We start from the raw sequence: 7,761 nt of genomic DNA, 5'->3' as shown, positions 1-7,761 counted from the left end.
CTTCGTAATCTTGCCCTGATGTGCCCCCTAGGTTAGATTGAAGGCAAGCTTTCACTTGATATTGTTTATCGTGCAACCTAAGAGAAGAACTAGTAATACCTACATCCCCTAGCTCTGAAGCATTGTAAACATGGTTAAGCTGGAGCATTTCAAACAATGGAGGCTGTTGGTCTCGATGAGCAAAGAGTGTCGCTAAAGTTAATTGCGGTTGGTCAATTATCTTAACCCCACGTGTGACGTCATTGTCAGAGGCAGCTACGAGTTTTACCGTACCAGTATAGGGAAATTGACAACTGTCTTCCGTCCTTGTATTACAAAGGAGTACTTTTTTCCCTGGAGGCACAACCAAAGATGAAATTGATCGATAGAATGCCCTGTCGTAAATGTCAGTTGTATCATAGAATGCGTTAGTTCGATCAAGAGTCAACTTTTGGCCTTGAAAGTACTGATCAGTATAGAAAACAACATTTTCTGGGTATAGTTCAAGCGGACCAACCTCAAGATGGACAATAGAATCGTTCATTTCTTCGCCCACAAAATCAAGATCCAGCCCCCATACAGTCAAACAATTTGAATAATCAGTACTTTTACATAAGCGAACGTAACTTTTTGGCCCTACCTTAATCGACGAAATCTCTCCTATAGCATTTATCTCTTCAGCAGAAGACCTTCCGTAATTAAGATGGGTCAAGGATCCTTGAAAATTAATATCCTGATAGGCAAGAACAGGAAAACGTTCTAGCTGGGCATCTGTACTCCGCTTCTTAGTATATTGAGAAACACCATTCCAATTATACTCCTCTGATTCTTTACGCTCATCGTTACCCAACATTCCTTCCCAATATTGCTTGGCGACTTGTTCCGCATTGTTTCGGGCACCTACTTTTATAGTATACTTAGTTGTCTGATCTAACTGCCCCCAATAAGAAGCATTGGGAAACATAAGATATTGCTTATTTGAATTGAACTTAGCAGGATTTCTGATCTCGTTTAAAGCTTCTGCACCATATTCACTAATGAGATAATAATCGACTTCATTACTATGAGGAGATGCTTTCATTCTTGGTTCTATAAAGCCATTTGGAGTAATATCGGCGTCTGATATCCAACCACTATAGCCCTCTGAACCAATATATTTTATAAATTCTATATTTTTTTCTTGTTGTAATGTAGTAATCCTACTGTCACTTAGCGCTGAATCAATTTGATTAATACAGGTTTCTCGCTGTTGCTCCCCAGAAAAACTTTCAACATTTAAAAACCATCCTTCAAAATTCAGTCCGTCAGCCAATTCAATGAGCTTTGTCATCAAACTGACTGTCCCTAAATCTCGACAATCTTGAAAATTTCCTCCATGGGAGAGACTAGGCAAAAAGACGCTGCCATAAATCTTGACTCCTTTCACATGAGCTTCTTCAATCCATTGAGGGTCAGGGGCTAAAATTGTGCCTTCTTGAGAGCTTCCTCCCCAAAAGACCATTCCTTCAAGATAATCCCAATAATCAAATCGAACACGGTCAGGGCTAGTGATAGCGTCAGGAATTCTTTCTAATGTAGCCCTAGGACGGACTAGGGCGGTATAACGATGATTTAGCTTGTTTAAGGCAGTATCTGGATCTAGACGATCTTCTATTCTAGCCCAATGATAAACCCAAGGTTGAATAACCCCATCAACGAGAATACCAGTCTGTCTTTCTTTCGTATTTTTACTCAAGTAATCTTCATCACTCAAGATGTCATTTACAGTTAGATCCTTCAAGGAAGGAGCTGACGAGGTTGCATTATTTGGCTTATTGATAAACCAAGTGTAGGTTTTTTCCCTTGGGCATAGGTTTGTGAACTAAAAATTAACCCTCCGATAAAAAAGATGAAAACACTCTTTATCCAAGTTCCCCATTGACGTCGTTCTCTTTGCTTTTCCATATAAAGACCTCTCTATAATTTACCCTGTACTCTGACTGAGGTTAGATTTAAGGTGGTTTATGATTTATAGAAAATATAATTACCCCTATTTAGTAGACGCCTTAAAAATAATCTTATATATTAAATTATTCATTATTTATATAAATTGCTCTTCTATCATCTCATGGTAATATTTAGCTATTTTCCCTTTCATCATTCAGATATATCGTCCATCCCGATATCTTGAGATATCGCCGACTCTTCGAGATCTTGTTGAGCGCGCTTTTGATAGTGACCGTCTGATTTGAGATTTTCTGCATCATCATTGACAAGATTTTTGACCGTTTTGCTTTGCGTGGCTTCTTTGATTTGGGCTGTCTCGAGCTTCATCTCTTCTGCAGTGTCAAATTGCTCTGATTGGCGGGTTGAGAGAGCATTACGCTCTTCTTCACTAAGGAAAAGCCCTGGAGCAACACACTCACAGTAAACGGCTTCTTGGTATGCTTTAATCATCGCTGGAGATAGGGTGTGTTCACGTTTGATAAAGGCTGGTGTCACATCTCGCATCTTATCAAAGTGCAACTCTAATTGAGTGATAAAGCTGCTTCCTGGTACGCGAAGGTAACATTGTAAATCATCCATGGCTTGGATTTCACTGCTAGAGACAACAGGGCGGGTGACGGTTTGGTGACCAATCGATACCCCATCACGCAACGCATTTGCACCGTAAGAAATGTTCTCTCTTGAGACGTCCACCTCTTGCTCACCCAAATCTTTGGATGAGATTTGCGCCATCTGCGCTGATGGGGCGCGAAAGTAAAAGCGAGAGTTGAGTAAATCAAAAATAACGTCCGCGGTATTTTTTCCGTAGGTTTTCACGAGCTGCGCATAAGACTGGAGACCAATCACATAACAGCCCCCAAACTTACGCACTTCTGAAATGATGTTATCCAGCTCAGGCAGTTTATGCAGACTAGGCATCTCATCCATAATCACCCAGATACGGCGGTCTTCATCGGCTTTGAGTCCCAAAATAGCGTTAGAGGCAATGGCAAGCCAAGTTGAAATTAAAGGACGCAGTGAAGCGTGTTGCTGCGCGTTACTGGATAAGAATAAAAAGCCTTTTTGTTTATCATCTTGTACCCAAGCGGTGATGGAAAACGGCTTGCGTTTGGGTTGACCTTGACCGTCTTTTTCATCCAGTCCATCTAAAAAGCGCAGACTCTTAATGTAAGTGGCCAAAACGGACTTAATCGAGATGGCGGTCTTTTTGATGTCCTTGGAGACTAGGGAAGCAGACTCTGTGCCTTGCAGGAAGTTACCCAACGCTTCGAGCTCTGAGGTTAAAATTAGGCTGAGCAATCGAGCGGTCGAGCAGGGCTTATTATCTTTACTCATGCGATACGCCGCACTAGAAAAGATAGTCCGTGCGGAATCAACCCAGAACGGATCACCTTCACCATGTTGCGGGATAAGCGCGTTCGCAATGTTTTCAAAATCAGGGGCATCCTTAGCATCACACCAGACATCCCAATTGGCGCAGCGTTCATCGAAGGGGTTGAGTAAGGTATCTTGGCTAGGGTCAAAGAACTTACTGGTAAAGGTGCAGCCTTTATCATAAATAATGGCTTTATCCCCACGTTTACGTATCCAGCGCAGGAGTTTACGAAGCATGACGGATTTACCTGCCCCTGTGGTGCCGTCGATGAGCATATGCTGAACTTCAAACTCACGCTTAAACAAGGCCAGCCCATCCACTTTGAAATCAGAAATCCGTCCGTTGCCTACACCCTGTCTTTTGAGTTTCTTTGCCCGTTTTTTCAAATCATTTGTGAGCACTTTGGGTTCTGCGTATTGAAAGCCTCGAACGTGGAAATCTTCACTTTGCTTTTCGCCTTGTCGTTTAAAGAAACTCATGGCGAGCATCAAAATAGCGAAGGCAATACAGATGGCAATTAAGAAGTTGATTTGTGCTTGGCGAATGACGTCATCATAAAGGCTGATGAGTTGGGTATTTTCCAGTTGGGAGGCGAGCGTGCCAACGTAGCGTTTTCCACTCCAGAACGTCGTGACTTCGCTGTTAAGATTGTGCCCAAAGCTGGCATAGATATGATTGCGCCAGTAGTAGAACACAGACCAAAAGGCGTTATCGGGCGCGCGTAGCCAGGTAAGAACGCCAGTGAGCGCTATCACCGACCAAATGGCGGCGTAGACTAAGGTATTGTTGACTTGAAAGAACATCCGAATGGAGTGAAAAGTAATTTGTCCGCCACGGGTAAAGTGGTTGCCGGACGCGCGTTTAGGTCTAGGCATCGTGGTTCCTTGAGAGTGAAATGCAGTGCTTTTTTAGGTAATTACCTGCGTATGCAGATGAGCTGGCCAACAATTGAACGGTTGTTGGCTAATGGTATTGCGGTGTAGGGCTCTGATATGAAAAAAATTTACGCATGCCGAAGGTAAGTCACGGATGTTCACCTCTCCGACGGGGTGGGGGTCTAGAGCCCCGACATGCTGGCAAAACTTGGGTGGTTTATTTCCTTGCGCTGATAATCCTCACGGTCTCGAATGTGGTCAGCGTTATGCTCGAAACCTTCAAAGCAATCCTGATTACTCTTTTTAAGAAGAAAAGCGAAATTGGTCTCTGTGTAATAGAGATGGTGAGCTTTATGTTGATGATGGGCATCACCGGACAGGGATTGGTCGAGTGTTTTTAGAAACGAATGGCTTTGAGCTTATGATTAAAAATGTCCTCGTTGCTTATTGCGCTGGACAGTTATCCATCGTATTCGTATTTTCCCGCGTCGGCTGATTTCAAGGCGATTTCATGGTAAATTTGTCAGAATGATAAAGTTCCTTAATGACCTTCAACTTCTATGAATGACCAACTAACCCCAATCAACAAAGACCATTTAAAAAAACTTATCCGAGCAGAACTGGAACCGACATGGTTTGATAAACAATCAGTTAGCCCTGATATGTCTTGGGTGACTCCTGCTGTGTTTGAAATATTGTTTACTGAGTTGATAACTCATACGCGCGGTAATCAGTCTAAGGCTGCTAGGGTTTTAGGGATTAACAGAGGTAATTTCACCAAAAAGTTAAATCAGATCACAACTCGTGAATTTGGATAGGATGAGAGCTTATAAGTAGGTATCCGCCTATTGGTACCCTAACGAGGGTGCAGAGATTAACCAACCCCCATGACCTCTCAAGAAATCAATGGCAGTTGCTCTAATTTTCGCTTCAAGGAGCACTGGCGGTAATCTACTCCAATTGCAAAGTAACCATCATTGGGCTCTTTTAGAAGTCAACGAATATACCCGCCTCTTAGTGTCGCGATAAGTTTTATAATTGGCGCTTTTTACTTCAATTTGAAAACAATTATCGGCATTTTTAGGTGATTTCGATCTATTTGGTACCATGAGCATAAACTCAACCGACGAAGGTTTTAGACAGGTTACGCCCCAACTTTGTGGATAACTGCTTTAATTTGTTATAAAAAAATAATGTTAGGTTGGAATTTAACGAAGCAAGCAAAACGGAAGGCCAAATTAACCATGGAAAAGATAATTCACTACGATATTCTCAAGGTTAAAGTTAGAAGCGATAAAGAAAGCACTCGACTGACCAGCCAATGGGATCAGGTTCTACAAATCTGTCGTGACAAACCACTCGGAGAGATCGCGAGAGCAAGATTAGCGTTTAACCTTGTCGATTACATCACAAGTGAAGATCTACCTTTTCGCTTATTCATCACACGCGCACCACAAGCTATGGCCACCATAGGCGAGGAAACACGAGTGTATAAAGAGCATCGAGTTATTAATGGTAAACAAAGCGGAATGATTTACGCCAAAAGCGAACAAATGTTACCAAGAGAAATCCACTATACGAATGAGTTTGTGGCAACCCGCTACGTTGCTGGGACAAAAACACCACTCTCTGCCACCTCCCTCGTTGATTGCCTCAAGGCTGGAGATGTCATAACACCACTCGATGGCATCTTGTTTTTAGGCTGTAAACGAATCGCCAGTGATATAGCACGTCTTAAAAAAATCGAACCCACCATGAACATCGAAATGAAACGTATCGAAGTATCAGACAACTTCACAGGCACAACAAGAAAGATGGCAAGTTACGAATGAATAACGAGGCGTAAACGATTGCCGCATGCTTTAACATGACAGATATAACTGAAACTAATCTTCGGACAATTCCGAGTTATGAATCATAGAACACTCTGACCTTTCGAATTACTTCTAATATTATAATCATTCAGCTAGCCTACATCTGGCTGACCAATTCCTCTCATACACTACATATTGAAGTACTATGATTAAAGATAGTTAAGCATGCGTTGATAGACCTTGAACTAGGCCGCCTATGAGCACTAAGTCCAACGATAATGTGACACTCTCTTTCTTTCGAATATTTCGAATGTTGACTTTTTTCGAATATTTCGGATAATGTCATGGTGAGAAGATTTGTATACCATGACATCAGAAACTAAAAACTAGAGAGAAACACGATGAATACTGCTACAAAATTGCCAAGCGCTGAAGAAATGGCACTGGCTAAGCTTGGTAGCCAAGAGTTGTCAGCCGTTATAGAAATTAATGGTGAAGCTCAAAGGATTAACGTTGTCGATAAGTCTGGTAAGACTCACGAAGTAACTATTCCAGCAAGCGCATTAAATATGATGATCGAGATGCTTACTCAATTAGGTCAAGGCAACTCTGTTAGCATCACACCTATTCATGCGGAACTCACAACGCAAGAAGGTGCTGATATGCTAAACATGTCTCGTCCTACTTTCATTAAGCTTCTTGATTCAGGTGATATTCCGTTTAGCCGTACTGGCAACCGTAGAAAGGTAGCTTATACTGATCTTATGGAGTACAAGAACTGCCTAGAAGAGAACAGACTAGCTGCTCTTGCTGAACTATCTGCATTAGACCAAGAAATGGATATGGGATATTAATGGCGTCATATACGGTAATTCTAGACGCATGTGTAATGTACCCAGCTCCACTCCGAAGCTACCTAATGTACTTGGCCAATACTGGCCTGTTTAGAGCGCGATGGACAGAACAGATACATGATGAATGGACTCGAAATCTACTGAAAAATAGGCCAGAGCTAAATGCAGAACAACTGCAAAGAACTCGACAGTTAATGAACGCAAATGTTCCAGACTGCTTGATTGAAGGGTATGAGTCTTTAATTGATGGCCTTACTTTACCCGATGTTGATGATAGACATGTTGTAGCTGCCGCCATTAAAGGTCAGGCTGAGTCTATCATTACGTTCAACCTAAAAGACTTTCCTTCTTGCGAACTCGAGCCTTTAGGTCTAACAGCAATACATCCAGACGAGTTCCTGTGCGATATGTTCGAATTGGACAGTAGCGCATGCGTTAAGGCTGCTCAGCAACAAAGAGCTTCATTAAAAAGGCCACCAATGAGCCAAGATGAGTTCTTAGCTTGCTTACAAAAGCAGAGACTCCCAAGCTTCATCTCACACTTAAAGAGCTTCAAATTGATGCTTTAACTTTGAATTAGTAGATTTTAAACTAGGCCGCTGATTGCGGCCTTTTTGTATACACTCATTCGCGTCTGAAATGTGTTTACTATTTAGCTGTACTCTCCCCGATATTTAAGAGAGCATCATTCGATGTTCTCTTATCTTTTTAACACTTTTGGCATATAAGAAAAAGTACGGTGATTTCAGTAGCGTGATCTGCTACTGAGTAATTACGTTAACGCAGAAAAGGGCACTTTCGAGTTAGAAAGTGCCATAGGTAAAAATTCAGCCTGTGAAGGTTTTGGACAAAACCGGTGTTTCTCCCGTCATTTTCTA

At 42.0% G+C, this 7,761-nt stretch carries 6 protein-coding genes; 4 read left to right on the top strand and 2 right to left on the bottom strand.

What is annotated here, in order from left to right; all coding sequences use genetic code 11:
• A partial coding sequence (locus AB4323_RS24100; RefSeq protein ID WP_372153511.1) for an endo-beta-N-acetylglucosaminidase occupies positions 1-1,732 on the bottom strand: 1,732 nt, incomplete at its 3' end.
• Between the two features lie 383 nt (positions 1,733-2,115).
• Positions 2,116-4,215, bottom strand: a complete 2,100-nt coding sequence (gene traD, locus AB4323_RS24095) for a type IV conjugative transfer system coupling protein TraD (RefSeq protein ID WP_102561054.1) — start codon at positions 4,213-4,215, stop codon at positions 2,116-2,118.
• Positions 4,216-4,775: 560 nt separating this feature from the next.
• On the opposite strand from traD, the gene AB4323_RS24090 reads away from it, so the two are divergent.
• From AB4323_RS24090 to AB4323_RS24075, 4 genes are all read left to right on the top strand, one after another.
• Positions 4,776-5,033, top strand: a complete 258-nt coding sequence (locus AB4323_RS24090; RefSeq protein ID WP_016800114.1) for a helix-turn-helix domain-containing protein — start codon at positions 4,776-4,778, stop codon at positions 5,031-5,033.
• A gap of 375 nt (positions 5,034-5,408) precedes the next feature.
• Complete coding sequence (locus AB4323_RS24085; protein ID WP_017101949.1) at positions 5,409-6,047, top strand: hypothetical protein; 639 nt, start codon at positions 5,409-5,411, stop codon at positions 6,045-6,047.
• Positions 6,048-6,430: 383 nt separating this feature from the next.
• Positions 6,431-6,883: a helix-turn-helix domain-containing protein gene (locus tag AB4323_RS24080; RefSeq protein ID WP_048667525.1), complete on the top strand. Its 453-nt coding sequence runs from the start codon at positions 6,431-6,433 to the stop codon at positions 6,881-6,883.
• The gene (locus AB4323_RS24075) at positions 6,883-7,452 is read left to right on the top strand and encodes a PIN domain-containing protein (RefSeq protein WP_017098631.1); all 570 of its coding nucleotides are present in this window, start codon (positions 6,883-6,885) and stop codon (positions 7,450-7,452) included. The genes AB4323_RS24080 and AB4323_RS24075 overlap by 1 nt, the downstream gene beginning before the upstream one ends.
• The last annotated feature ends 309 nt before the right edge of the window (positions 7,453-7,761 follow it).

Origin of the sequence: Vibrio sp. 10N.261.52.C11, assembly GCF_041471405.1 — a bacterium.
Lineage (GTDB): Bacteria > Pseudomonadota > Gammaproteobacteria > Enterobacterales > Vibrionaceae > Vibrio > Vibrio crassostreae_C.
Note: the sequence above shows the minus strand (reverse complement) of the source record. Positions and strands in the feature narration are given on the sequence as shown.

Excerpts from the sequence above, each read along its gene's own strand:
- traD (WP_102561054.1), bottom strand. The coding sequence starts at position 4,215 with ATGCCTAGACCTAAACGCGCGTCCGGCAACCACTTTACCCGTGGCGGA.
- AB4323_RS24090 (WP_016800114.1), top strand. The coding sequence starts at position 4,776 with ATGAATGACCAACTAACCCCAATCAACAAAGACCATTTAAAAAAACTT.
- AB4323_RS24085 (WP_017101949.1), top strand. The coding sequence starts at position 5,409 with ATGTTAGGTTGGAATTTAACGAAGCAAGCAAAACGGAAGGCCAAATTA.
- AB4323_RS24080 (WP_048667525.1), top strand. The coding sequence starts at position 6,431 with ATGAATACTGCTACAAAATTGCCAAGCGCTGAAGAAATGGCACTGGCT.
- AB4323_RS24075 (WP_017098631.1), top strand. The coding sequence starts at position 6,883 with ATGGCGTCATATACGGTAATTCTAGACGCATGTGTAATGTACCCAGCT.